This window comes from Bradyrhizobium sp. AZCC 1693 (assembly GCF_036924745.1).
GTDB lineage: Bacteria > Pseudomonadota > Alphaproteobacteria > Rhizobiales > Xanthobacteraceae > Bradyrhizobium.
The window spans coordinates 5004030-5027540 of the sequence record NZ_JAZHSD010000001.1; the positions used below are offsets into that span (position 1 = coordinate 5004030).

Genomic DNA, 23511 nt, shown 5'->3' on the forward strand with positions numbered 1-23511 from the left:
CCCTTGTGGGAGAAGGTGGCGCGAAGCGCCGGATGAGGGGTCTCTATCCGCGGAGACAGACCCCTCACCCGTCTCAATCGTGCTTCGCACGATTGATCCACCCTCTCCCACAAGGGGAGAGGGAAGAGAAAAGTAACGACGCGGGAGTAAGCTCATGAACACTTCCACCATGCTCCGCGTGTTCTGCGACGCCGTCGAGCAGCGCAACGGCAAGGCTTTCGCCGAACTGTTCACCGAAGACGGCGTCTATCACGACGTGTTTTACGGCGCGTTCGCAGGGCGCGCGAAGATCGCGGAACTGATCGACGACTGGTTCTATCGCACGGCCACCGATTTCCGCTGGGACATGCACGACCCCGTCAGCGACGGCGAGACGCTCTATGCGCGCTACACCTTCAGCTACCGCTCGACGCTGCCGGAGGCGGAAGAGGCGCGCGCGATGTTCGAGGGCGTCGCGATCATGCGGCTGCGCGACGGCAAGATCACGGAGTACCACGAGGTTGCCAACACCGCGCCGGCCTTCGTCGACATCAAGTTTGCGCCGGACCGCATCGCGAAGATCGTCGCCAAGCAGGGCGCGGCGCTGAAGGCGCGGCCGGAGATGAAGCGGCATCTGGCGGAGTGAATTATATCGCGCTCTTTCTGTCATCGTCCGCCTTGTGCGCAATTGCGCACTGGGGCGGACGATCCAGTACGCCGCGGCTTCTCGGTCCTACTTCGCGCTCTCTGGGATACCGGATGCCCCGCCTTCGCGGGGCATGACGGCCGAAGGCGAACGGCTTACGGCGGCGGCACGTTGGTCATCGGCTTGCGCTGCGCCAGCGCCGCCACCGTCGACGTCCCGATCGGTCCCTTTTCGTCATAGAGCCAGCATTCGCCGATCGCGATGCCGTCGGTGGCGTGATGGTTGACCACGTCGAAGCCGACCCATGGCGTGACTGGAAGCCGGTGCAGATAGAGCGTGACGTCGCTGTTGATGTAGCCGAGCCCTTGATCGCCGGCATTGGCGAAGGGGCTTGCGAAATCCGCGCCGGTTGCGACATGGACGAAGGGCGACATCGGTACGCCCTCGACCAGTTCGCGCACCTCGCTCATCCACAAGCGCCGCGGCCCAAGCGCACCCATATGGCCCACGATCGGCCGCGTGGTCCATTTGCCGTTCATGCCGAGCCTGACATCGGTCGGCTTCGGAATATCCGACGGCTTCGGCGCATCCCAGTTCGGCGGGGACCAGACATTGCCCGGCGCGTTTTCCGTCTTGCGCAATAACTGGCAGGACGCGCGCGCCATGCGGGTGCCGCCGCTGACAAACTCGGCTTCCACCACCCTGATGCGCAAGCCGTCGCGGACCAGTTTGGTCTTGACCTCGATCGGCGTCGCGATGTTCGGCAGGCGGAACATGTCGACGGTGAGCCGCGCCGGCACGAAATCGTCGGCGCCGTGGCGCTGCTCGATCCCGTGGGCGAGCAGGCCGACAACGACACGGCCGTGCAGGGAATTGGGGTCCCACGGGCCGTTTGCGACCGGTGTGGGCATGAAGGTATCGCTGTCGCGATTATGCGTGAAGAAAGGCTGGTTTTTTGTCATGGCGCGCGACCATGGCGGATTTTGCTCTGCCTGTCATCGTCCGCCTTGTGCGCAATTGCGCACTGGAGCGGACGATCCAGTACGCCAAGGCACGGCGGACTCAGGAAGCGCGCCGCCACTCTTCGCGGACACCATCATCCGTCTCGACGCCCACCGACTTCGCCGCCAGCGCGTCAAACTTCTCCCGCGCCATCAACTGCGCCAGCGCCCACACCGCCGCGCCGCGGACCAGCGGGCTTGCATCGTCCAGCAGGCGTTCGGCCTCCGGCGCCAGCGACGCATCGTCAGCGTTGCCGATCGCGATCAGCACGTTGCGGACAAAACGGTCGCGGCCGATGCGCTTGACCGGCGATTTCGAAAACAGCGCACGAAACGCGGCGTCGTCGAGCCGCGCCAGCTCGGCCAACGAAGGCGCCCGCAATTCCGCCCGCGCGGCCAGTTTTGCTTCGCGGCCTTCCTGCGCGAACTTGTTCCACGGGCACACGGCGAGGCAATCGTCGCAGCCATAGATCCGGTTGCTGATGCTCTTGCGGAATTCGTGCGGGATCGGTCCCTTGTTCTCGATCGTGAGATAGGAAATGCAGCGGCGGGCATCGAGCTTGTAGGGCGCTGGAAATGCCGCGGTCGGGCAGATCTCCTGGCAGGCATTGCAGGAGCCGCAATGATCGCTGTCGGCCGCGTCGCGCGGCAGTTCGGTTGCGGTGAAGATCGCGCCGAGAAACAGCCATGAGCCGAATTCGCGCGAGACGAGGTTGGTGTGCTTGCCTTGCCAGCCGAGGCCTGCCGCCTGCGCCAGCGGCTTTTCCATCACGGCGGCGGTATCGATGAAAACCTTCACCTCTTCGCCTGAGGCGGCGGCCAGCCATCGCGCCAGCATCTTCAGGCGCTTCTTGATGACGTCGTGATAGTCGTCGCCCTGCGCGTAGGCGGAGATCGCGCCGCGTGTGCGAGCCTTGAGAATATCGAGCGGATTCTCGTCCGGCCCGTAATTGAAGCCGAGCATGATGATCGAGCGCACGCCGGGCCACAGCACGCGCGGATCCATCCGCCGTTCGGGTTGCGCCGCGAGCCAGTCCATGTCGCCATGCGCGCCGGCCTCGAGGAATTCGCGGAAATATTTGCCGGCATCGCCGATCGCGTCGGGATCGGTCACGCCGATGCAGTCGAAGCCGAGCGTCTCCGCCTCGCGCACCAGCGCGGCCTTCAGATCGGCGGCGGAGAGTTTGACGGCCTTGTTCAGAAGTCGAGGTCCACGTAGGTCCGCGACGCCGGCACGCCCGCCAGCCATTCGCTCAGCAGCGGGCGGAACGACGGGCGGGATTTCACCCGCGCGTACCACGCCTTTGCCGCCTCGTCCTCGTGCCATGGCACATCGCCCAGATAATCGATCGCCGAAAGATGCGCCGCGGCGGCGAGATCCGCGTAGGTCAGCCGGTCGCCGGCGAGGAAATTCCGCGTCTGCGCCAGCCAGCCGATATAGGCCAGATGATAGCGCACATTGACCTTGGCCGCGCGGATTACGTCGGCCGCCGGCGCGCCGCCGCCATTCTCCTCGCTCATGAAGCGCTTGTAGATGCGCTCGGTCACCAGCGGGTTCGACGCCTCCTCGTAGAATTTTTCGTTGAACCACGCCATCAGCCGGCGCACCTCGACACGTTCGGCCATCGAGGCCGGCAACAGCCGCCGATCGCCCGCCTCCAGGCCGTGCGTCTCGTCGAGATATTCGGCGATGATCCCGGCGCCGGGAATCGGCGGAAAGCCGTCAGCGATCAAGACCGGCGTTGCGGCCGCGGGATTGAGCACGAGAAACCCTTCGCGCCGCTCCCAGGCCCGTTCCTCCACCAGGCGCAGGTCGAGGCCGTGTTCGCCCAGCACGAGGCGAATGAAGCGCGAATGCGGGCAGAACGGGTGGTGGTAGAGCGTGTACATGCAATCCTGCGTCAACTCGCGGCGCCTGGGAACCCCCAAAGCCGCGTCAAGCGAATCGGGACACTAGCCAAGCAGGCGCACGAGGCAACCTATGTTTGGCGTTTTTTTGCGATTGCGGCATGGGAAGGAATAGGCGAGAAGAGCGCGATTTTCCTGTCAAAATGGACCACACCATGATGTCGGATGCAGTGAAGGCGGTGATTCTCGGCATCATCGAGGGTATCACGGAATTTCTCCCGGTTTCCTCCACAGGCCATATGCTGCTGGCGCAACGCTTCTTCGGCCTTGGCGAGGGCGCCTTCTGGCAGAGTTTCGTGATCCTGATTCAGCTCGGCGCGATTCTTGCGATCGTGATGCTGTATTTCGTCAAGCTGTCACGCGTCGCGCTCGGCATGTTCACCAACGCGGACGATCGCCGGTTCGTGATCGGCGTGCTGGTGGCGTTCCTGCCGGCGGTGGTCGTCGGCCTGGCTGTCGGCAAATACATCAAGGAGCTGTTGTTCAATCCGTGGGTGGTGTGTTTCACGCTGATCGTCGGCGGCGCGATCCTGTTGTGGGTCGATCAGCTCTATCTCAAGCCGCACGAGGACGACGCCACGCGCTATCCGCTGATGATGTATCTGTGGATCGGCATCGCGCAATGCGTCGCGATGATTCCGGGCGTATCGCGCTCCGGCGCCAGCATCGTGGCGGCGATGCTGCTCGGCGGCGACAAGCGCTCGGCGGCGGAGTTCTCGTTCTTTCTCGCCATCCCGACCATGGTGGGCGCGTTCGCCTATGATTTCTACAAGAACCGCGGCGAGATGACGGTCGACCACATCGGCGTCATTGCGATCGGCTTTGTGGTGTCGTTCATCACGGCGGCGATCGTGGTGAAGACGTTCCTGACCTACGTTACCCGCCACGGGTTCACGTTCTTCGCGTGGTGGCGCGTCATCATCGGCACGCTCGGCCTGATCGCGCTGGCGCTGGGGCGATAAAGTTTCGCTGCGTCGTCCCTGTCTGTTGCGCGCCGCTTAGCCGGGACGACGAAGCTAAGCGCTCTTCCTTTGAAACTGCCCGGCGGCGCGGAAGCGCCACAGATATTGCGGGGCGATGACCCCCATCGATTCCGGCGTGATGCCGAGCCCTTCCAGCGTGAGGCCGGCAGCCCTCGCCGCGTCCGACACCACATTGTCCGACTGCAGCAGCGTCACCTGATCCGGCGTCAGCTTCAACGCGCCCGGCGCAAATTGCAGGAACAGCGCCTGCAACTTCGCCAAGCCCCACGGCAGCGAAACCAGCATGCGCTTGCGCCCGGTGATCGCGAGAATGGCTTCCATGATCTCGCGCATGGTCAGCACTTCCGGTCCACCGAGCTCGTAGGTCGCACCTGCCTTGGCCTTGCCGTCGACGGCATCGGCCACCGCGGCCGCGACATCGCCGACATAGACCGGCTGCAGCCGGGTCTCCCCGCCGCCGATCAGCGGCAGGAACGGCGACATCCGCGCCAGCGCCGCAAACCGATTGGTGAACTGATCATCGGGGCCGAACACCAGCGACGGCCGCAGGATCGTGGCGGAGGGGACGGCGGCCAGCACGGCCTTTTCGCCGGCCGCTTTGGTGCGGCCGTAAGCCGAGGGCGAGTTCTCGTCGGCGCCGATCGCGGAAATCTGCACCATGCGGGCGCCCGTGGCGCCGGCGGTCTTCGCGATCGTTTCGGCGCCGCTGGCCTGCACTGCCTCGAAGGTCTGCGCGCCGCTCTCGGTCAGGATACCGACGAGGTTGATGGCGACATGTGAATCGCGCATCGCGGCCTCCACCGAGGCCGGGTAGCGCAGATTGGCCTGCACGGCATGGATCTGGCCGACCCTGCCGAGCGGCTGCAGGTGCCCGGCCAGTTCCGGCCGCCGCACCGCCACCCGCATGCGGTAGCCGCGCTTGGCCAGCGCCCGCACCACGTTTCGTCCCAGAAAGCCCGATCCGCCAAAGACCGTGACCAGCGTTTCCTGATTCGATGCCATCGGGGTCAACTCCTGCCGGTCAAATTCGAGAGATATCGGTGGTATTTAGTGGATTCGCGATACGCCAACCCGCGGTCCCTGTACAGCGCATTTGGATGGCATCGAAGCAATTTGACAAGCGTGCGACCGTTCCTTACTAACCCGCCCGGGCCCAGGTGGCGGAATTGGTAGACGCGCTGGCTTCAGGTGCCAGTGGCTTCACGGCCGTGAAGGTTCGAGTCCTTTCCTGGGCACCATTGCCCTTGCCCATGATCTCGCTTCGAGGTTCGCGACGCTAATTGATGCGCCGCATCGAGTTGCTTGGCCCCAATGGGGGTCCGGGCACCTACTCCCACAAACCTGATCTTTGGCTGGTGGGTCAGCTTGAAATGTAGCGGAGCCGAACCGCGAAATTGGCCCTGCAGGCGCTCCCGTTGCTTGCGGAGCAGGCCAGAGCTAGCCCGCGTGCCACATACGCCGCGCTACTCCCGTCCTCCCCCAATTGCCCCTGTGGAACTCTTAGGGGCCGCGCCCGTTGCACCGCTAAATCAAGTCAAGGAGGCTCCCAGATGATGAAGATCGCTCTTGCCGTGGCGGCCGCCGCAGCGGTGCTGACGACTGCCCCCCTCCTCACTCCGGCCAAGGCCCAAGGCCTCAAGATGGCCCAAGGCGTCGATGTTCAGATCGGACGGGATCGCGACGACCGCTATTATAGGGACCGTCGCCGGTATGATTCCGACACGACAGTCGGCGTCGGCCCAGGTGGTGTCACCGTCGGCCCACGACAGCGCTGCCGCATGGAGACTACCACGATTGAACGGGACGACGGCCGCAGGATCACGCGCAGGGAGCGCCGCTGCGACTAAACGGCGAGCAACAAAGAAATAATTGTTCGTCAATGATTCGGAACCGCCGCCGATCCGGTGCCGTGCGGGGAGCCGACCGATGACACAGCGCGAATGCCAGGAGAGCTTGAATAGATCGAGCCTCAGGCGGAGCGCTGATTTGTCGCCGCCATCAGAGACTGCAGAGCTGTGAGGCCACCTCGGTCGGCCGCGTCTCTCCCACGGCCTTTGCCACCGCACTCCCTACATCGCGCCGGATAGATTTTTCGACGAAAGGACTGACACCGGTTCGCCGCGATTTTCCCACGAGAGGGGTAATTTCCACGGTCAGATTTCCCACGGAACTTCGAAACTGATCAATGTCGCTGAAGCGAAATATTTTTGGCGCGAGGGTTGGCAGAGCGTCGCTGTTCATCAGCTCATAGATGTTCGCCGTTCGGCATGATGGGCATCATCTCATAGGAAGTGACGTAGATCAAACTTCGGACACCCGTAGTATTACTGGCACTCAACAGTCCTGCTCGGCCGTCTGCCAATTTTCGATAACGATTGCACTGGCTGCGGGTACTTCGTCACCAATTGCCGCCGAAAATTGCACCCCGCGTTAAGGACCATGGCCTGAGAATTACATCACCTGCACGATTAGCGGATATGCGCGGCCCCGGTTGTCATAGCCCTGTGCAAAGCCAGTCAGGGCTGCGCTGTCGACGTGATGCGCTGGCGTTTGGTCTGTTGAGTATTTGTGTCGTTCATTTTCTCTTTGCATCGCTTCCGACGAAACGAGGGCGCAAATGTCTACCGTCTCAAAATTCGATGGACCTCGCCTACGAGGGCCGTCTGGCATTTTGACGAACCTCGCTTCGCTGCTGTCGAGGGTCGAATATCTGCAAATTGAAACAGCGGAGACACAGGAGTTTTTTCTGATTCTATCCTCCACCGGTTCTGCATTTCAACGGAGACGAAATCATGTTTGTGCATGTTCTGGCTGATGATGCCGCGAAGTTGTCCGCCCTTTGCGGCGTCCTTGGCCACAGATTCGGCGTAGCACCGGAACGGCTCGATGCCGACGCAAAGCTCACGCAGGTGCCGGACGCGGTGGTTGTCCGGGTTAATCTGAGTGTCGTCAACAACATCGCGGCTCTCAAGAAGAGGAGTGCCCGCATGGCCAAGGCCCGCAAGCGGATATTCCTTGTCGAAGAACCATCTCACATCTGTATCTCGCAGGCCTATGCCCTGGGAGCCACGCTTGTCCTGCCCGCTACGATAGACCAGTGCAAATTGCTCGCTGCCTTGGCCGATCCGCTAGACCCGGAAAGCGCCTCGCCAACCGGCACTCTGCAGCAAGACGACGATGTTGAGATTGCGGTTACCGCCATTGGCTCGATGTTCACCGCGGTGTCGTTTGGCCAGTCGATCGATATGATTGGGACCAATGAAGCTGGCAGGAAAATCGCCGATCGCATCGCAGAGCGCGGGCTCACTGAATGGCTCACGACCGTGCGGCACCATCACGAGGGGACCTACCAGCACTGCCTCCTCGTTACCGGTGTGGCCGTCGACTTTGGACTTAGCTTAGGACTGAGGAGGACCGACCTTGAGCGGCTGTATTCTGCTGCAATGCTTCATGATATAGGCAAAGCAACCATACCATTGGCGATCCTGAACAAGCCCGGACGGCTGGACGCCGAGGAACGCGCACTTATCGAGATGCATCCGGTGTCAGGATACGAGTTCCTGAAACATCAAAAAGGTGTTTCCGCCGAAATCCTGGATGCAGTCCGGCATCATCACGAATATCTCGATGGCAGCGGATATCCCGACGCGCTCTGTGCCGAGAGCATCACCGACATCGTTCGCATGCTGACCATCTCCGATATCTTCGCCGCGCTGATTGAGCATCGGCACTATAAGCCCACCATGCCTCGGGAGGAGGCTTACAACGTTCTCGCCAACATGCCGGGAAAACTCGAAAGGGCTCTGGTGGCGTCATTCAAGGAGGTGGCCCTGACCAGGTAGCCCGCTTGGCAGGACAGGCTGGATCAAAGATGGCTTCCGGATGTCGGGGCGAACGGCACTGCCGCCATCGGCGGCAAGGCCGGCCAATCCCATTTACTCAATGTCCGTCCTGGTGCCGGTTCCATCTAGCGGGATTCCGGCGTCAAATTAGCTAAATACTGCAGTAAAAACAATGTGTTAATAGTTGATTTATGATTTGCGCGAGCGCATAATCCGGCCGTGGAGCAAGCCCATGACCGAGAACATCAAGCTACCGCGCAAGCTGTCCGAAGAGCAGAAGCCGCCGCCTCCGCGACGGCCGAGCCATGCGGACGTGATCGAGAATCTCGACCGCTGGGCCAATAGCCCGGGGCTTCAGCCGCCGGAATCATCCGAAAAGAAGACGGCCTGAACGTCTCGATGCCGGCCGCAAACGGCGGCATCACGGCAACGATCCGCGGCGCGCAAAGCAGTCGAAGGCTGGATAAGCGATAAAATCGCCACGAAGCCGCCATTTCCCGTCCTATAAGCCATGCCCAGCCGCTCGCCTCCCGCGGCTCCGGGCGCTAGTGTTTCCGTCGAATCGACCTGAGACACGAGGCTTTCCGTCATGACCATCCGCCTGCATCGCGGCGACCTGCCTGATCTGTCCCGCTACAAGGATTCGGTGGCGATCGATACCGAGACCATGGGGCTCAACCCGCATCGCGACCGGCTCTGCGTGGTGCAGATGTCGAACGGCGACGGCAGCGCCGATGTCATCCAGATTCCCAAGGGCCACACCGACGCGCCGAACCTGAAGGCGCTGCTGGCCAATCCTGCCATCACGAAGATCTTTCACTTCGCACGGTTCGATCTGGCCGCGCTTTACAACACCTTTGGCGTGATGCCGCAGCCGGTCTATTGCACCAAGATCGCCTCGCGGTTGACCCGCACCTATACCGACCGGCATGGCCTGAAAGACCTCGTGCGCGAAGTGCTCAACATCGACCTGTCGAAGCAGCAGCAGTCGAGCGATTGGGGGTCGGCCAGCCTCAGCGAGGCGCAGCTCGCCTATGCCGCGTCCGACGTGCTGCATCTGCATGGCCTGCGCGAGCGGCTCGATGCGATGCTCGCGCGCGAAGGCCGCAACGAGCTGGCGCAGGCCTGTTTCGACTTCCTGCCGACCCGGGCCAAGCTCGATCTCGGTGGCTGGGAGGCCGAGGACATCTTCGCGCATTCGTGACCGGGACCATTTGAAGCGCCGGGGCACCTGCCTCCGCCCCGTTTCGGTCACACTCATAGCGCGTGTCCAGGCTGCGTAATCCTGCGATTGCGGGTAGAATGACGCTGTCCTGGCGGCCCTTTGGAGCAACGGTGAACTCGGTACAGAACCCAGCCTATGCCACCGGAATGGAGGTCCGCTTTGCCGCGGCCGCCCGCCACAGCCGGATGGTGCGGATGCTGCGGGTCGCGGTCCCGGCGGCGGTGCTGCTGGCCATGGCCGGTATCGTGGCGATCTCGATCTTCAACCCGTTCCGCGCGGGCCTGTCGAAGCTGCCCGTCGACATGAGCAATCTCGTGGTGTCGGGCACCAAGATCACGATGGAAACGCCGCACCTCGCCGGCTTCTCGACCGACCAGCGTCCCTACGAATTGTGGGCCAAGGCCGCGATCCAGGATCTGGCCGACCCCGATCACGTCGAGCTCAGGACGCTGCGGGCCAAGGTGATGATGGAGGACAAGAGCACGGTGACGATGGATGCCCGTACCGGATATTTCGACAGCAAGCAGCAACTGCTCGACCTGCGCAAGGACATCTTCCTGCAATCCTCCACCGGCTACGAGGCCAAGCTCTCGCAGGCCTATGTCGACATCAACAAGGGAACGGTGACGTCGGACGAGCATGTCGACGTCAAGCTGCTGAATGGCACGCTGACCGCCGACCGGCTCAGGATCATCAACAGCGGCGAGATCGTGCGCTTCGAAGGCAACGTCGTGATGAACCTGATCATGGAAAGCCCTGCGGCGCCCGAGCCCGAGCCTGAACCGCCGCCACCGCCGAGGACGCGGTCCGTCACCGGCAAGTCATCAAACACGAAATGATCTTCATGATGCAGTTCTTTTCGCGCAGTCATGCGGCAGCAGCGCTTGCGCTCGCGTTGATCGCTTCCGGTGACGCCTTGGCGCAGGGCGCCATGTCGGGCGTGCCGAATGCGATGCAGGGCTTTTCGCAAAACCGCGACCAGCCGATTCAGATCGAGGCGGCGTCGCTCGAAATGCGCGACAAGAAAAAGGAGGCGACCTTCTCCGGAAACGTGAAGGTCGTGCAGGGCGACACCACCATGACCTCGAAGTCGCTGGTGGTGTTTTACGATTCCGGCCCGGCGGCGGCGACGCCTGCGCCCGCTGCGCCGAAGGGATCGAAATCCGGCTCGATGCAGTCCGCGACGCCCGGGCCCGGCGGCAGTTCGTCGATCCGCCGGCTGGAAGCCAAGGGCTCCGTCGTGGTCACGCAGAAGGACCAGGTGGTGACGGGCGAGACTGCGATCTTCGACACGCGGGCCAACCTCATCACCATGGTGGGCGGGGTCGTGCTGACCCAGTGCAAGAACGTGCTCCGCGGCGACCGCCTGAAGGTCGACATGACGACCGGCGTGTCGCGGGTCGAATCCGACAGCGGCAAGGTACAGGGCATGTTCATCCAGGGACAGGATTGCGGATCGGGATCCGGCGGGTCGAAGCCGGCTCCGGCTCCGGTACAGATACCGTCGCTGATCCCCGGCAAAAAATAAGACAGATCAAAGCCTTAAAGAATATTTATGGCTCGTACGGTTGAAGCTGATAGCGCGAGCCTGTATCTACTGGGCAGGGCGCACGGCGGGGTGTTTCGCTGGGCAGGGACATCCATTCATTCATGGTTCGCTAGCGAAGCGATTCGCCGGCGGACGCGTCGCGGAATCACCGTGAAAGGCGTAAGCGAAGCGGGATGGTGGATTTACTCGGCATGTTCCGTCGACGCCCCGCGAAACGCGGTGCCCCCGGGTTTGCGCGTTCGCGCGACGACATCACCGCGCTCGGCGATTCCTTCGGCGACATGCTGAAGAGCCCGGTGCGCGATGGGCCGCCGATGGCGCGCTCCGCCGCCCTGCCCGGGCTGGACTTGCCGCAGCCGCAGCCCGACGCAGAACCGCCGCGCGAGCCGCGTCACCGTGCGCAGGCGCCACGTCCCAAGGCCAACGGCGGCGAAGCGCCGCGGCTGATCAAGCGGCCCGGCTTCCTCGCTGTGCACAGCGTGGAAAAGAGTTTCGGCACGCGCCAGGTCGTGCGCGGCGTCAGCATCTATGTCCGCCGCGGCGAGGCGGTCGGTCTGTTGGGTCCGAACGGCGCCGGCAAGACCACGGTGTTCTATATGATCACCGGGCTGATCAAGGCGGATCGCGGCGCCATCGAACTCGACGGCCACGACGTCACCAAGCTGCCGATGTATCAGCGCGCGCGGCTCGGCATCGGCTATCTGCCGCAGGAAGCCTCGATCTTCCGCGGCCTCACCGTCGAGCAGAACATTCGCGCCGTGCTCGAGGTCGTCGAGCCCAACCGCAGGAAGCGCGAGGCCGAACTCAACTCGCTGCTTGATGAATTCAACATCACGCGGCTGCGCAAGTCGCCATCGATCGCGCTGTCCGGCGGCGAGCGCCGCCGCGTCGAAATCGCGCGCGCACTGGCGACGCGTCCGAACTACATGCTGCTCGACGAACCCTTTGCCGGCATCGATCCGATCGCGGTCGGCGACATTCAGGACCTCGTCCGCCACCTCACCAACCGCGGCATCGGCGTCCTGATCACCGACCACAATGTGCGCGAAACGCTGGGGCTGACCGACCGCGCCTATATCGTCTATGCCGGGCAGATCTTGACCGAGGGCAGTCCGGAAGAGATCGTCAACGATCCGGATGTACGCCGCCTTTACCTTGGCGAGGAATTCCGGCTTTAGCGCACGCAGCGCCAAAGGGTGTTGCGGCTTGGCGATAAGGTATTGCGCTCACTCGGGAATCTATGGCGCGCCCGGACCCAAAACCGGTTCCCATTTTTGCGGAGCGCGCTATAGCCCAATTTTTGCGTCCGTCAAGCCGTGTACAAGGGCTTGGGACTAATATAAGCAAGAATCGGACCAACTTTTACCGGATCGGTTCTTGGCCTCATGGCGCTAACGCAGAGATTAGAGTTCCGCCAGTCGCAGTCGCTGGTGATGACGCCGCAATTGATGCAGGCGATCAAGCTGCTGCAATTGTCGAATCTCGACCTCTCGGCCTTCGTCGAGGAGGAGCTGGAACGCAATCCGCTGCTGGAGCGCGCCAATGACGGTCCCGAAGCTCCGGTGGCGGGGGAGCCGGCCACTGAGCGTGCCGAGTTCTCCGAATCCGGCGATGCCGGTAGCTATGGCGACGAGGGCGGCGATGCCTCCGATATGGCGTCAGGCCCCGCCTTCGAGCCCGGCCAGGAGGAATGGCTGAACCGCGACCTCGGCAGCCGCACCGAGATCGAGCAGACGCTGGATACCCCCCTCGACAACGTATTTTCCGAGGAACCCGCCGAAGCCGCCGCGCGCGTGGCGCAGGATGCGGCACCGACCGCCTACACCGAATGGGGCGGCGGCGCCTCCAACGACGACGACTACAATCTGGAAGCCTTCGTCGCCGCCGAGGTGACGCTCGGCAGCCACCTCGCCGAACAGCTCGCGGTGGCGTTCAGCGGACCGGCGCAGCGCATGATCGGGCAGTATCTGATCGATCTCGTCGACGATGCCGGCTACCTGCCGCCGGATCTGGGACAGGCCGCAGAGCGGCTGGGCGCCTCGCAAGGGGATGTCGACGCGGTGCTGAGCGTGCTGCAGAAATTCGATCCGCCCGGCGTCTGTGCACGGAATTTGAGCGAGTGCCTCGCAATCCAGCTCCGTGAGCTAAACCGCTACGACCCCGCGATGCAGGCGCTGGTGGAAAATCTCGATCTGCTGGCCAAGCGCGACATCGCCTCTCTGCGCAAATTGTGCGGCGTCGACGACGAAGATATCACCGACATGATCGGTGAAATCCGCCGTCTCGATCCCAAGCCCGGCCTGAGGTTCGGCTCGGCGCGCACGCAGACCATGGTGCCCGACGTCTATGTGCGGCCCGGCCCGGACGGCGGCTGGCATGTCGAACTCAACAGCGACACGTTGCCGCGCGTGCTGGTCAATCAGGTCTATTACACCGAGCTGTCGAAGACGATCCGCAAGGACGGCGACAAATCCTATTTCACCGACTGCCTGCAGAACGCGACCTGGCTGGTCCGCGCGCTGGATCAGCGCGCCCGCACCATCCTGAAGGTCGCGACCGAAATCGTGCGCCAGCAGGACGGCTTCTTCACCCATGGTGTCGCGCATCTGCGGCCGCTGAATCTGAAGGCGGTGGCGGATGCCATTCAGATGCACGAATCGACGGTGTCGCGGGTCACCGCCAACAAATATATGGCGACCAATCGCGGCAGCTTCGAGCTGAAATATTTCTTCACCGCCTCGATCGCGTCGGCCGACGGCGGCGAAGCCCACTCGGCGGAGGCGGTCCGTCACCACATCAAGCAATTAATCGACGCGGAAGCTCCAAATGCGATCCTCTCCGACGATACCATCGTGGAACGATTGCGCGAATCCGGCATTGATATTGCCCGCCGCACGGTCGCGAAATACCGCGAAGCGATGCGTATTCCTTCCTCGGTGCAGCGCCGCCGCGATAAACAGAGCATGCTCGGTAACGCACTTTCCGCTCCCGCCGCTTCCCCCGACCGGTCTCGCGATACGGCCCCGGCCTGATTGCGTTCGTCCCAAATCGCGATAATCTCGGTTCCCCGCCAGTGCAGCGTCAGGAAAGCCGGGAAAGGGGCACCGGTTCATCGAAAGGACTCACCCTCCAACGTCAAAAACCAGAGTAGTCGAGGCATCAAGTGAGGCATCAAATGACCCTTCGAATCTCCGGGAAAAGCATCAGTGTCGGCGACGCGCTTCGTTCGCGCGTCAGCGATCGCACCGATGAGGTCCTGAGAAAATATTTCGACGGCAACTATTCCGGTCACATCACGCTGAGCAAGGATGGCTTCGGCTTCCGCACCGACTGCGCACTGCATTTGGATTCCGGGATTACGCTGGAGGCCGATTCCAACGCCACCGACGCCTATGCCAGCGCCGATCAGGCGCTCCTGATGATCGAGAAGCGCCTGCGCCGCTACAAGAGCCGGCTGAAGGACCGCTCGGCCCGCAAGGCCTATGCCGCCTCTGCGGCTCTGGCCGAGATCGAGGCGCCGGTGCTCGACGCGCCGAGCTATGTGATCGAGGCGCCGGCCGGAGGCGACGAGGAAGTCATCACCTACAGCCCCGTCATCATTGCCGAGGCGACCACGTCGCTGAAACGGCTTTCGGTCAGCGAGGCGGTCATGGAGCTGGATCTGACCGGAGCGGCCTGCATCGTGTTCCAGCATGGCTCAAGCGGCCGGGTGAACATCATTTACCGCCGTACGGACGGCAATGTCGGCTGGGTCGACCCCCCGGCGGTTACCCCCTGACATATCATATGGCTGACCGCATATGGCTAACCGCATTGACGCCTCCGGCTGCTCTCCCTATGGTCCGCCGCCCTTAACGATGGCAGTGCAGGAACCCGCTCTCGGGAGTTGGCACCGGCCAAGCGTTGGAGTAGAAGCCCAGCAAATCGGGACCCGGGCTAAACCCGCCTCCCGTCTCATGTTCTTGACGCCCCGGTTCTACAACCTATCTCGCCACCTGACGGTTTAATTCACCTCGGAACGCCCCATGACGATTACCGATCTGGTCGCACCCGAGGCGATTCTCCCCGCTTTGAAGGTCATCAGCAAGAAACAGGCGCTGCAGGAACTGGCGGCGCGCGCCTCTGCCCTGACCGGGCAGAACGAACGGTCGGTGTTCGAGGTGCTGTTGCAGCGCGAGAAGCTGGGCACCACCGCCGTCGGCTACGGCGTCGCCATTCCGCACGGCAAGCTGCCGAAACTCGAAAAGCTGTTCGGCCTGTTCGCCCGGCTCGAACGCCCGATCGATTTCGAGGCGATGGACGGCCAACCGGTCGACCTGATCTTCCTGCTGCTGGCGCCGGAAGGCGCCGGCGCCGATCATCTGAAGGCGCTGGCGCGGATCGCACGGCTGTTGCGCGACCAGGACGTCGCCAAGAAGCTGCGCGCCTCGCGCGATGCCCAGGCGATCTATTCGGTGCTCGCCCTGCCGCCGGCGAGCGCGGCATAGTCTCTCGCGAGGTCCGTGGGTTCAACTCGCCTATTGCGATAGCGCGGCGGGTAAACGCAATTTTAAGCTAAATAGCGGTTATTTCGGTTGTGCGGATTTTTCCCGCGCCCCCGGAGAACATTGCCATGACGCTGCGGCTGACGATTTCGCGCGCAATATTGATTTTTGGACTAGTTACCGCATTGGGCCTCGGTGCCGTGATTGCCACCAGCGTTTACGGGCTGTCGCAGCTCAAGGTCGGCGGTCCGCTCTACAATCAGATCAAGCTCGGCAACGACCTCATCGCCGACATTCTGCCGCCGCCGGAATACGTCATCGAAGCCTATCTCGAGTCCACCCTCGTGTTGCACGATCCGGCGCAGCTTGCGGCGCATCGCGACAGGCTGGCGCAGCTCAAGAAGGAATATGACGAGCGGTGGGATTTCTGGGTCAAATCCGATCTCGATCCGGTGCTCAAGGGCAAGCTGGTGGAGAAATCCGATAGCGAGGTGCGCCGCTTCTGGACCGCGATTCAGGACGGCCTGCTGCCCGCGCTCGCCAAGGGCGACATCGCCGCGGCGGCGAAATCCTATGCTGAAATCACCGCGCGTTACACCGCGCACCGCGCCATCATCGACGATATCGTCAAGCAGACCAACGACCAGAACGCGGCGACGGAAGTCGCGGCGACCGGACGTGTCAGCACATTCACGTTTGTGTTGTGGGGCGTTTCGGCCGCGGTGTTTCTCGTCATCGGCGCAGGTATTTTCGGCGTGGCATTCGGCGTCATTCGTCCCATCGCGGCAATGACTGACGTGATGAAGGGGCTCGCGGGTGGCGACCTCAATGTCTCGGTTCCGGCGCTCAGCCGCGGCGATGAAGTGGGCGCCATGGCGCGCGCGGTCCAGGTCTTCAAGGACAACGCCCAGCGCGTTCAGTCGATGGAACAGGAGCAGGCCGGCCTGAAGCTGAAGGCGGAAGGCGACCGCAAGGCCGCGATGCAGCAGATGGCCGACGGCTTCGATTCCGCGATCGGAAAAATCATCCAGACCGTATCGACCGCTTCCTCCGAACTCGAATCATCGGCCGGACAACTGACCAAGACGGCCGAAGTGACCCAGGTGCTGTCGGCAACGGTCGCCTCCGCATCGGAGCAATCCTCGGCCAACGCGCAGTCCGCCGCGGCGGCCGCGGAAGAGATGGCCTCATCGGTGTCGGAGATCAGCCGCCAGGTGCAGGATTCGCACAAGATCTCCCGCGAGGCGGTGAGCCAGGTCGAGCAGACCAATGCGCGGATCGCCGATCTCGCCCAGTCCGCCAGCCGGATCGGCGAAGTGGTCAAAATGATCAGCGCGGTCGCCGAGCAGACCAATTTGCTGGCGCTGAACGCCACGATCGAGGCGGCGCGCGCCGGCGAGGCGGGACGGGGATTTGCCGTCGTTGCATCCGAGGTCAAGGCGCTTGCCGCGCAGACCGCGAAAGCGACCGAGGAAATCAGCGAGCAGATCGGCCAGATGCAGTCGGCGACCAACCAGTCGGTATCGGCGATTCAGGAAATCGGCGGCACGATCGGCCGCATCGCGGAAATTTCGCAGGCGATCGCGGCAGCGGTGGAAGAGCAGGGTGCCACGACGCAGGAAATCTCGCGCAACGTGCAGCAGGCGGCGCAGGGAGCCACGCAGGTCGCGGGCAGCATCACGGACGTCAACCGCGGGGCGACCGATACCGGCGCGGCATCGACGCATGTGCACGGGCTGGCCCGGTCGCTGCTCGGGCAGAGCAATCATCTCAAGGGTGAGGTGGAGAAATTCCTCTCGACCGTGCGCGCGGCGTAAGCCTCAGCGCTGTCGCGGCGTATGCGACAGGTAGCGAACCGTTCGGCTGCCGCCATGGACGCTGGCGGTGCCGACCTCGACAAAACCAAGCGCCGCATGGAAGGCATCGGATGCCGGGTTTGGAGGTGTCTTGTTGACCTCGCAGACAACGCGGTCATGCCCGGCGCGGGCGGCGTGCTCAAACAGGTCGTCATACAGCCGCCGTCCGCAGCCGCGTCCGCGCGCCGATGGTGCGACCACGATCCGGTCGACATACACAAAGCGCGGATAGCGGGCGTGGAACCAGATGAAATTGGGACTGTCGTATCGGGCGTCCTGATCGAAGGCGAGCAGGAAGGCATCCAGACGGCCAATCCGTCTTGCGAGGAACGCTTCGCTGATCAGGTATTCGAGCCGTTCTGCCTCCAGCCAGGACAACTCCTGCGCATGCGCGTTGTTGAGCGCAAGAAGGGCCTTTCCCAGCGCCGCGTCCCGCAACATCTCGGCCGCATCAACTGATCTTGGTTCTGCATCATTCATCGATCTTGGCGCCCGATTGGAGACTATGCGTCTCCATATCCAAATCAGGGCGCGTCTCGAAACGCAAAAAACGCGGGCCGATCCCAAGGATCACGCCCGCGTATGGTGAACTCTCATTGCGGCCTCAACCGGCCGTCAAGTCAGCGACTGCCGAGCTGATGCGGCAGCACGCGTCGTGTCAGTGCACGCTGACGGCCTGAAGCTCGTTGCTCCATGCGTTGGCGATCGCCGCTTCACGGCTGTCGGTCAGCATGATCGGGGTGCCGTCGGCGGCATGCAGCGCGAACAGTTTCAGCCCCGGCGCGATTTTCGGCGCCTGCGGAAACAGTCCCGGCACGTCCTCGGAACGGACTTGTTTCACGTAGGCGATGTGGCCTTCACCAAGATGGGCCAGCGCCTCAACGGAAACTTTTTCGGGTTCGAAGGTAACACTCACGTCACTCATGGTCTCGACTCCTTCTGGGTCTAAGCGGTCGAGTCCGCTACTTGTTCCATTATTCGTGCTCATTGATAGCAATTGTCTTAACGACCCTTTCAGGCTCCGGCCTGGCGAGGTCGATCGACAACAGCCCGTTTTTCAGATCCGCGCCCAGCACATGCATCCCCTCCGCCAGCACGAAGGTGCGCTGGAAGTGGCGCGCGGCGATGCCGCGATGGATGTACTGCCGGGCCTTGTCGTCCTGCTGGCGGCCCCGGATCACGAGCTGGTTTTCCTCAATGGTCACATCGAGTTGGTCACGGGTAAAACCCGCCACCGCGAGCGTGATGCGCAGCCGTTCGGGCTGGCCGTTGGCACGGTCACACCGCTCGATGTTGTAGGGAGGATAACCGTCGGCGCCTTTGACGACGCGGTCGAGCGCACGCTCGATTTCGTCGAACCCAAGCAGGAACGGACTGGATAACGAAGGAACACGAGACATTACAAAGTCCTCTCGAAGCGACTTTGAGGGGCCCTTGCGGCGCCCCATTCAACCGGCCGGCCGACTTGCCGTCCGGTCAAGGAACAATATGGGGGTGATTTGGGAACGGTTCAAGCGCCTCTGAAAGCTGCGTAAATCGGCCGCGGCGGGTTAATTCGCGTTAATCTGGCCTCGTTTTGCGTGACAGGAATGGTGTTCAGGAACCCACCCGCTTGCGGCCGTCGGCGGTAAATAGATGCAGCTTGTCGGGCGCCGCAACGGCCTTGATTCGCTCGCCGATGCCGGGGGCTATGGCGCCGGGAATTCGCACGATCACCTCGCCCGGCGGCAGTTCGCCCGGAGTGGCGGCGACGCCCTGAACCTCGTGCTGCCGGGTGCCGTAAACAAAAGTTTCGGCGCCGACGCGCTCGATCGCCTCCACGGTGAGGCCGAGCGCCACGCCGCCGGAAACCGTTTCGTTCGTGATGACGAAATCCTCGGGGCGAATGCCGAGGATGGCAGCTTCGCCGACGCGGGCATCGCCGGCCAATTGTGACTTCAGTTCGTCGGAGCGCAGCGGCATCAGATTCATCGGCGGGGCGCCGATGAAGGAAGCCACAAAGGTGGTCGCGGGCTTCTGGTAGATATCGAGCGGGTTGCCGATCTGCTCGACCTGGCCGCCGTTCATGACCACGAGAATATCGGCCAGCGTCATCGCCTCGAGCTGGTCGTGGGTGACGTAGATCGAGGTCGTCGAGAGGCGGCGCTGCAATTTGCGGATTTCGACCCGCATGGCGATGCGCAGCTTGGCGTCGAGATTCGACAGCGGTTCGTCGAACAGAAACACCTTTGGCTGCCGCACGATCGCGCGACCCATCGCCACGCGCTGGCGCTGGCCGCCGGACAATTGCCGCGGCTTGCGCTCGAGCATCGCGCCAAGTTCGAGAATGCGCGCGGCTTCTTCCACGCGCGTCTTGATCTCGCCTTCGGCCATGCGGCGGTTGCGCAGGCCGTAGGCCATGTTGTTGTAGACGCTCATGTGCGGGTAGAGCGCGTAGTTCTGGAACACCATCGCGATGTCGCGGTCGGCCGGCTCGATCTGGTTGACGACGCGCCCGCCGATATCGATCTCACCGCCGGTAATGGTCTCCAGCCCCGCGACCATGCGCAACAGCGTGGACTTGCCGCAACCGGACGGACCGACCAGTACGCAGAACTGGCCGTCGCCGACGTCGAAATCGATGCCCTTGATGGCTTCGAAGCCGCCGGCGTAGGTCTTGCGGACGTTGCGGAGGGTGACGTTGGCCATTTCACTTTTCCGTCTGGACCAGGCCGCGCACGAACAGCCGCTGCATGAAGATGACGACCGCGACAGGCGGCAGCATGGCAAGGACCGCGGTTGCCATCGCGAGCTGCCATTCAGCGAGCTCGTCCGTGGCCACCAGCATCTTCTTGATGCCGATCACGATGGTCTGCATCGAATCCTGCGTGGTGATCAAAAGCGGCCAGAGATACTGATTCCAGCCATAGAGGAACTGGATCACGAACAACGCGGCCATGGTCGTGACCGACAGCGGCAGCAGCGTATCCCAGAAGAAGCGGAAGGGGCCGGCGCCATCGATGCGCGAAGCTTCCAGGAGTTCATCCGGCACGGTCATGAAGAACTGGCGGAACAAGAGCGTGCCGGTGGCGGATGCAATCAGCGGCAGGATCAGGCCGGCATAGGTGTCAAGCATCTTGAGATCGGCAACCACCTTGTAAGTCGGATAAATGCGCACCTCGACCGGCAACATCAGCGTGATGAAGATGATCCAGAACGCGGTCTTGCGGAAGGGAAAGCGGAAATAGACGACGGCGTATGCCGAGAGAATCGAGATGAAAATCTTACCGACCGCAATGCCGATCGCCGAGACGAATGAATTGATCAGCATGTTGGCGACCGGCTCGCGGCTGGTGCGCGAGCCGCCGACGAAGATCGCGCGGTAGTAATTCTCCAGCGCGTGCGTACCGGGCGTTGCCGGCATGTGGCCGCCGACCACGGTCGCGGCGTCATGGGTCGAGGCAACCAGCGCCAGCCAGACCGGGAAGGCGACGATGAATACGCCGAGGGTGAGGATCACATAGGCAATGATATCGTTGAGCGGGCGGTGCTCGACCATCAGTACTGCACCTTGCGTTCGACATAGCGGAACTGGATCGCGGTCAACGCGATCACGATCACCATCAGTACCACCGATTGCGCCGCCGAGCCGCCGAGGTCGCCGCCGAGCCGGCCGTCCGCATAGACCTTGTAGACCATGGTGGTGGTGGCCCCGGCGGGGCCGCCGCCGGTCACGGCGTCGATGATGCCAAAGGTATCGAAGAAGACGTAGACGACATTGACCACCAGCAGGAAGAAGGTGGTCGGCGACAGCAGTGGGAAGACGATCGTCCAGAACCGCCGCATCGGGCGCGCGCCGTCGATGGCGCCGGCCTCGATCACGCTCTTGGGGATCGATTGCAGACCGGCGAGGAAGAACAGGAAATTGTAGGAGATCTGCTTCCACACCGAGGCCATCACCACGAGGAGCAAGGCATGGTCGGCATTGAGCAGCGGATTCCAGTCGATGCCCATGCCACGCAGCGGCCGCGCCAGCATGCCGAGCGAGGGCTGAAACATGAAGAACCAGAGCACGCCGGCGACTGCGGGCGCTACCGCATAGGGCCAGATCATCAGCGTCTTGTAGGCGGGCGCGGCCTTGAGGTTCTTGTCGGCCTGCGTTGCGAACAACAGCGCGATCGAGAGCGAAAGCGCCCCGACCAGTGTCGAGAAGATCGCGGTCGTCAGCATCGACCGGTAATATTCAGGCTGGGCGAACAGCGCCTGGTAATTTTCCAGACCGACGAACTCGGAGACGAGACCGAACGCATCCTCACGCAGAAAGGACTGCCACACCGCCTGGCTCGCCGGCCAATAGAAGAAAACGACGGTGATGACGAGCTGCGGCAGAAGCAGCAGGTACGGCAGCAGGCGGTTATTGAAGACGGTGGATTTTTCCATTCATGCGCCGCGTTCTTCCGGGTGATGCAAGCACTCCCTCCCGGATCACGGGAGGGAGCGCCGGTAGTAGCTCAGTCTATTTTGCCGTCTTCTCGAACGTGCGCAACATGGCATTGCCACGCGCCACCGCCGCGTCGAGGGCCTCCTTGGGGGTCTTCTTGCCGTCCAGCGCCGCCTCGATCTCCTCGGCCCAGAGGTCGCGCATCTGCACCATGTTGCCGAAGCGCAGGCCGCGCGAGTTCTCGGTCGGCTCCTTGTTGGTGAGTTCCTTCAGCGGAGTCTGCAGGGTGGGGTTCTTCTCATAGAAGCCGTCCTTGATCGACTTCTCGTAGGCCGCCTTGGTGATCGGCAGATAGCCGGATTCCTGGTGCAGCTTGGCCTGCCGGTTGGTGTCGGACAGGAAGGCGAAGAACTTTGCGACGCCCTTGTACTCTTCCGGCTTCTTGCCGCCCATCACCCACAGCGAAGCGCCGCCGATGATCGAGTTCTGCGGCGCACCCGCAACATCCGGGTAATAGGGCATCGGCGCCGAGGTGAAGTCGAACTTTGCGGTGCCCTTCGCGGTGCCGTAGTAGCCCGACGAGGTCAGGAAAATCGCGCATTCACCGGAGCCGAAGCGGGCCTCGTTTTTGGCGTCGCGTCCGCCATAGCTGTAGATCTTCTCTTTTTGCAGGTCGACGAGGTTCTGCAGGTGTTTGACGTGCAGCGGGGAGTTGAATTTCAGCACGGTATCGAAACCGTCGAGGCCGTTGGCCTTGGTGCCGATTGGCGCGTTGTGCCAGGCCGAGAATTGCTCGATATGCGCCCAGGAGACCCAGGCGTTGGAGAAGCCGCAGGTGTCGTGGCCGGCCGCCTTCAGCTTCCTGGCGGCGGCGAACACGTCCGGCCAGGTCTTCGGAATCTCGGTGACGCCGGCCTTCTTCAACTCATCCTTGTTGATCCACATCACCATGGAGGACGAATTGAAGGGGAAGGACAGCATCTCGCCCTTCGAGGTCGAATAATAGCCGGTGATGGTCGGCAGGTAGGCCTTCGGGTCGAAGGGCTCGCCGGCATCCTTCATCAGTTGGTAGACCGGCTTGATGGCGCCGGTGGCGCTCATCATGGTGGCGGTGCCGACCTCGAACACCTGCATGATATGCGGCGCGTTGCCGGCGCGGAACGCGGCAATGCCGGCGTTCATAGTGTCGGCATAGGTGCCCTTGTAGGATGGGACGATCTTGTAGTCGGACTGGCTGGCGTTGAATTCCTCGGCAAGCCTGTTGACGACGTCGTTGTTGCCGCCGGTCATGGCGTGCCACCACTGGATCTCGGTCGCAGCGTGGGCGGGCGCGGCGAGCGCCAGCGCAACAGTCACTGCCGCCGCAGCGCCGAATTGTCGAAGTGCCATGGAATTCCTCCGGGTTGGGGTCGTCACCTTCGTTTCGCGCGATAACAGCGCCGGATGACGTGCAAATGACCGTATAAGCGAAAGGATCGTATGGGGAAAGCGTTCGAAAAGGGAAGCCGGAAAATAGGCGAAGGCCAGAGCTCTCAGTCGCCCCTGCGAAAGCAGGGGCCCATAACCACAGGAGGGTGTGATCGAAAAAGGGCGACTGCCACGGCGCCCAACAGTAAGG

Annotated in this window: 24 protein-coding genes and 1 tRNA gene; 14 read left to right on the plus strand and 11 right to left on the minus strand. The window is 62.7% G+C overall.

Annotation, left to right across the window (positions count from 1 at the left end; translation table 11 throughout):
- The first annotated feature begins 154 nt into the window (after positions 1 to 154).
- Positions 155 to 625, plus strand: coding sequence for a nuclear transport factor 2 family protein (locus V1293_RS23895; protein WP_334512744.1), 471 nt, complete (start codon positions 155 to 157; stop codon positions 623 to 625).
- 155 nt (positions 626 to 780) lie between these two features.
- On the opposite strand, the gene V1293_RS23900 is transcribed toward V1293_RS23895, so the two are convergent.
- From V1293_RS23900 to V1293_RS23910, 3 genes are all read right to left on the minus strand, one after another.
- Positions 781 to 1587, minus strand: a complete 807-nt coding sequence (locus tag V1293_RS23900) for an acyl-CoA thioesterase domain-containing protein (RefSeq protein ID WP_334512746.1) — start codon at positions 1585 to 1587, stop codon at positions 781 to 783.
- 100 nt (positions 1588 to 1687) lie between these two features.
- A complete protein-coding gene (queG, locus tag V1293_RS23905; protein ID WP_334512747.1) occupies positions 1688 to 2875 on the minus strand; it encodes a tRNA epoxyqueuosine(34) reductase QueG in 1188 nt (395 codons plus the stop codon).
- Entirely contained in the window at positions 2824 to 3516 is a 693-nt protein-coding gene (locus V1293_RS23910) for a glutathione S-transferase family protein (protein WP_334512748.1), read from the minus strand. Before V1293_RS23910 ends, queG begins: the two co-directional genes overlap by 52 nt.
- Before the next feature lie 173 nt (positions 3517 to 3689).
- On the opposite strand from V1293_RS23910, the gene V1293_RS23915 reads away from it, so the two are divergent.
- Entirely contained in the window at positions 3690 to 4496 is an 807-nt protein-coding gene (locus tag V1293_RS23915; RefSeq protein ID WP_334512750.1) for an undecaprenyl-diphosphate phosphatase, read from the plus strand.
- 54 nt (positions 4497 to 4550) lie between these two features.
- Here the strand turns inward: V1293_RS23915 and V1293_RS23920 are convergent, their stop codons facing one another.
- Entirely contained in the window at positions 4551 to 5519 is a 969-nt protein-coding gene (locus V1293_RS23920) for a complex I NDUFA9 subunit family protein (RefSeq protein ID WP_334512752.1), read from the minus strand.
- A gap of 149 nt (positions 5520 to 5668) precedes the next feature.
- Between V1293_RS23920 and V1293_RS23925 the strand changes: the two genes are divergently transcribed.
- The 12 genes from V1293_RS23925 to V1293_RS23980 all read left to right on the plus strand — a co-directional run bounded on the left by V1293_RS23925 (position 5669) and on the right by V1293_RS23980 (position 17434).
- A tRNA-Leu gene (locus tag V1293_RS23925) sits at positions 5669 to 5755 on the plus strand.
- 312 nt (positions 5756 to 6067) lie between these two features.
- Positions 6068 to 6364: a hypothetical protein gene (locus V1293_RS23930; RefSeq protein WP_334512754.1), complete on the plus strand. Its 297-nt coding sequence runs from the start codon at positions 6068 to 6070 to the stop codon at positions 6362 to 6364.
- Positions 6365 to 7309: 945 nt separating this feature from the next.
- The gene (locus tag V1293_RS23935; protein WP_334512756.1) at positions 7310 to 8359 is read left to right on the plus strand and encodes an HD-GYP domain-containing protein; all 1050 of its coding nucleotides are present in this window, start codon (positions 7310 to 7312) and stop codon (positions 8357 to 8359) included.
- A gap of 232 nt (positions 8360 to 8591) precedes the next feature.
- Complete coding sequence (locus V1293_RS23940; protein WP_334512758.1) at positions 8592 to 8750, plus strand: hypothetical protein; 159 nt, start codon at positions 8592 to 8594, stop codon at positions 8748 to 8750.
- A gap of 198 nt (positions 8751 to 8948) precedes the next feature.
- On the plus strand, positions 8949 to 9563 hold the full coding sequence (locus V1293_RS23945) for a ribonuclease D (RefSeq protein WP_334512760.1): 615 nt from the start codon (positions 8949 to 8951) through the stop codon (positions 9561 to 9563).
- Between the two features lie 131 nt (positions 9564 to 9694).
- Positions 9695 to 10423: an LPS export ABC transporter periplasmic protein LptC gene (gene lptC / locus V1293_RS23950; RefSeq protein WP_334512762.1), complete on the plus strand. Its 729-nt coding sequence runs from the start codon at positions 9695 to 9697 to the stop codon at positions 10421 to 10423.
- A gap of 5 nt (positions 10424 to 10428) precedes the next feature.
- Positions 10429 to 11112 carry an LptA/OstA family protein gene (locus V1293_RS23955; protein ID WP_334512764.1) on the plus strand — a complete coding sequence of 228 codons (684 nt, stop codon included), beginning with the start codon at positions 10429 to 10431 and terminating at the stop codon, positions 11110 to 11112.
- Positions 11113 to 11306: 194 nt separating this feature from the next.
- A complete protein-coding gene (gene lptB, locus V1293_RS23960) occupies positions 11307 to 12311 on the plus strand; it encodes an LPS export ABC transporter ATP-binding protein (protein WP_334512766.1) in 1005 nt (334 codons plus the stop codon).
- Positions 12312 to 12518: 207 nt separating this feature from the next.
- Positions 12519 to 14165, plus strand: coding sequence for an RNA polymerase factor sigma-54 (gene rpoN, locus V1293_RS23965; RefSeq protein WP_334512768.1), 1647 nt, complete (start codon positions 12519 to 12521; stop codon positions 14163 to 14165).
- Between the two features lie 143 nt (positions 14166 to 14308).
- Positions 14309 to 14911, plus strand: coding sequence for a ribosome hibernation-promoting factor, HPF/YfiA family (gene hpf / locus V1293_RS23970; protein ID WP_334512770.1), 603 nt, complete (start codon positions 14309 to 14311; stop codon positions 14909 to 14911).
- A gap of 247 nt (positions 14912 to 15158) precedes the next feature.
- Positions 15159 to 15620 (plus strand): PTS IIA-like nitrogen regulatory protein PtsN, encoded by a 462-nt coding sequence (gene ptsN / locus V1293_RS23975; RefSeq protein ID WP_028347914.1) that lies wholly within the window; start codon positions 15159 to 15161, stop codon positions 15618 to 15620.
- 125 nt (positions 15621 to 15745) lie between these two features.
- On the plus strand, positions 15746 to 17434 hold the full coding sequence (locus V1293_RS23980; RefSeq protein ID WP_334512772.1) for a methyl-accepting chemotaxis protein: 1689 nt from the start codon (positions 15746 to 15748) through the stop codon (positions 17432 to 17434).
- 3 nt (positions 17435 to 17437) lie between these two features.
- Here V1293_RS23980 and V1293_RS23985 read toward each other — a convergent pair whose 3' ends face one another.
- The 7 genes from V1293_RS23985 to ugpB form a co-directional block, all read right to left on the minus strand.
- Positions 17438 to 17914, minus strand: coding sequence for a GNAT family N-acetyltransferase (locus V1293_RS23985; RefSeq protein ID WP_334516876.1), 477 nt, complete (start codon positions 17912 to 17914; stop codon positions 17438 to 17440).
- Positions 17915 to 18131: 217 nt separating this feature from the next.
- On the minus strand, positions 18132 to 18398 hold the full coding sequence (locus V1293_RS23990) for a DUF1150 family protein (RefSeq protein ID WP_057850486.1): 267 nt from the start codon (positions 18396 to 18398) through the stop codon (positions 18132 to 18134).
- Between the two features lie 49 nt (positions 18399 to 18447).
- Positions 18448 to 18873 carry an Hsp20 family protein gene (locus V1293_RS23995; protein ID WP_027538067.1) on the minus strand — a complete coding sequence of 142 codons (426 nt, stop codon included), beginning with the start codon at positions 18871 to 18873 and terminating at the stop codon, positions 18448 to 18450.
- 196 nt (positions 18874 to 19069) lie between these two features.
- Positions 19070 to 20161, minus strand: a complete 1092-nt coding sequence (locus tag V1293_RS24000) for a sn-glycerol-3-phosphate import ATP-binding protein UgpC (protein ID WP_334512773.1) — start codon at positions 20159 to 20161, stop codon at positions 19070 to 19072.
- A 1-nt stretch (position 20162) separates the two neighbouring features.
- Positions 20163 to 21011, minus strand: coding sequence for a sn-glycerol-3-phosphate ABC transporter permease UgpE (ugpE, locus tag V1293_RS24005; protein ID WP_334512775.1), 849 nt, complete (start codon positions 21009 to 21011; stop codon positions 20163 to 20165).
- Complete coding sequence (gene ugpA, locus V1293_RS24010) at positions 21011 to 21892, minus strand: sn-glycerol-3-phosphate ABC transporter permease UgpA (protein ID WP_334512776.1); 882 nt, start codon at positions 21890 to 21892, stop codon at positions 21011 to 21013. Before ugpA ends, ugpE begins: the two co-directional genes overlap by 1 nt.
- 76 nt (positions 21893 to 21968) lie before the next feature.
- Positions 21969 to 23282, minus strand: a complete 1314-nt coding sequence (ugpB, locus tag V1293_RS24015) for a sn-glycerol-3-phosphate ABC transporter substrate-binding protein UgpB (RefSeq protein ID WP_334512777.1) — start codon at positions 23280 to 23282, stop codon at positions 21969 to 21971.
- Positions 23283 to 23511: the final 229 nt, after the last annotated feature.